2 protein-coding genes are annotated in these 2,161 nt (G+C 69.6%); both read right to left on the reverse strand.

The features are described from left to right. Positions 1 to 991: MASE1 domain-containing protein (locus FNH09_RS46165; protein ID WP_152895841.1), on the reverse strand; the 991-nt coding region annotated here is incomplete at its 3' end. A gap of 118 nt (positions 992 to 1,109) precedes the next feature. Then, positions 1,110 to 1,940: a PP2C family protein-serine/threonine phosphatase gene (locus FNH09_RS46170; protein WP_152895842.1), complete on the reverse strand. Its 831-nt coding sequence runs from the start codon at positions 1,938 to 1,940 to the stop codon at positions 1,110 to 1,112. Between the last annotated feature and the right edge of the window lie 221 nt (positions 1,941 to 2,161).

Raw genomic sequence — 2,161 nt, forward strand, 5'->3', positions numbered from 1 at the left:
CCCCCTCCCCCTCCCCCTCGTGCGGCAGCGCACGACGGGGCTCGCCCGCCGTGAGGTGTTCGAGGACCTCGGCCAGTTCCTGGCAGGCCTGTTCGACGGAGCGTCTGGTGTTGAGCTGCTCGGTGATCACCGAGGAGAGGAGCAGCGCGGTCAGGGCCATGCCTCCGTTGAAGGCCTGGAGCTTGAACATCAGCTCCGTGTGGGACAGCCCGGCGAAGGGGCCGACCTCGTCCGTCGCCGCGACGGTGGCCATGACCGAGGCGAACAGCGCGCACAGCATGCTGCCCACGAGCTGGAACCGCAGCGCCGCCCAGATCAGCAGCGGGTAGACGAGAAACAGCACGCTGAGGGAGCTGTGGGTGGCGAACGGAATGAGGACGCAGGCGACGAGGATCATCCCCAGCGCCTCCTTCCACCGCGACATGCGCGGGGGCCAGCGCGCCCCGTGCAGCGCCAGCAGCAGCGGGGTGACGATCAGGACGCCCATGGTGTCACCCACCCACCAGGCCGGCCACACCGTCCAGAAGTCGCCCGCCGGGAGCCCTCCCCTCAGGACTATGACCCCGACGCCGACGGTCGCGCTGATCAGCGTGCTGGCGAGGGCACCCAGGAACACCAGTGCGGCGCCGTCCCGCAGACGGCTGAGATCGTTGCGGAAGCCCACCTGGCGCAGCAGGAGATACGAGCAGATGGGGGCGGCGGTGTTGCCGACCACATTGCCGACGACCGTGGGCCGCAGCGGGGTGATGGACAGCACGGCGAGCAGCGCGCCGAGGGAGATCCCCGGCCAGCAGCGCAGGCCGAGGATCAACAGGGCGGCGACGGCGATCCCGGTGGGCGGCCAGATGGGCGTGAAGACCGCTCCGTCGACGACGTACTGCCGCAGGAGTCCCAGCCGTGCTGCCGCGTAATAGCAGGCGGCGACAGCCAGCACCTGCACGCCGGTGACGACGGGGCTGCTCAGCTGCCGGTTACGCACCACAGCAGCCATGAGACACCGGCTCCGCCGCATCGGCGAGGCGAGCGGCGCCGACGCGGGCCCCGGCCGGATCGGGCGCGGACCGGACGCCGCCGGACAGGCGGGACTGGCGGGACTGGCGGGACTCGTCCTACAGCCGGATGCCGGGTCCGTCGTGGCGCAGGACCAGCACGGCGGCGTCGTCCTCGTGCCCCACGAGATCCGAGAACCTGATCAGACCCGCGGCGAGCGACTCCGCCTCCACGCCGGCGACGGCCGCGGCGCCGGCCAGTCGTACGACGAGTTCGAGCCCTTCGTCGACGGTCAGCGAGGGACCCTCCACCACGCCGTCCGTGAGCAGGACGAACACTCCGCCCGTGGTGAACCGGGACCGGGTCGTCGGGTACACCGCCCCCTCCTGGACACCCAGGGGCGGCCCGCCCTCGTCCCGGGCGATGCCGGACCGTCCGTCCGCCGTGGCCCAGACACAGGGCACGTGCCCCGCCCGCGCGCTCTCCAGCACCCCGGTGGCCGGGTCGAGCCGTACGAAGGTACAGGTGACGAAGAGGTCGGTGCCGAGCGACAGGAGCAGGCCGTTCGTCCGGGCCAGCAGTTCCCCCGGTTCGCTCGTCACCGAAGCCAGGGCCCGCAGGGCGACCCGCACCTGACCCATGAAGGCGGCGGCTTCGATGTTGTGCCCCTGCACGTCACCGATGGACAGTCCGATGCCTCCGTCGGGCAGCGGGAACGCGTCGTACCAGTCGCCGCCCACGTTGAGCCCGTAACAGGCGGGCACATAGCGGGCGGCCACCCGGATGCCGGGGGCGGTCGGCAGGTCTCCGGGCAGCATGCCCCGTTGCAGGGCGATCGCCAGCTCGACCTGGGAGCGCTGAAGCTCGGCGCGCTCGCGGGCCTCGGCGGTCAGTGACCCAAGTCTGGCCAACAGCTCGTCGGCGTCACCCAAAGGTCCCTTGTGAGGCATTGATCACTCCGGTCACATACTAGTCCTTTCATAGTGAAAGCCACAGAACGAAAGATCACCGGTTGGCCATCCACGGTCGAGAAACCGTTCGAAACATTCGAGAAATTGACCGTCCAAGTGATCTTGAGATTTCACACTCCATCAATTACACACATCGAGCACAGCCACCCGGCATTCGAACACGCCCCCTGAACAGCCCAAACGCCACCACCTCCCCCTCC

Origin of the sequence: Streptomyces adustus (assembly GCF_009377175.1) — a bacterium.
GTDB classification, from domain to species: domain Bacteria; phylum Actinomycetota; class Actinomycetes; order Streptomycetales; family Streptomycetaceae; genus Streptomyces; species Streptomyces adustus.

What these genes read in the sequence shown, in the direction of transcription:
- FNH09_RS46170 (WP_152895842.1), bottom strand. Translation starts at nt 1,940, where the DNA reads ATGCCTCACAAGGGACCTTTGGGTGACGCCGACGAGCTGTTGGCCAGA.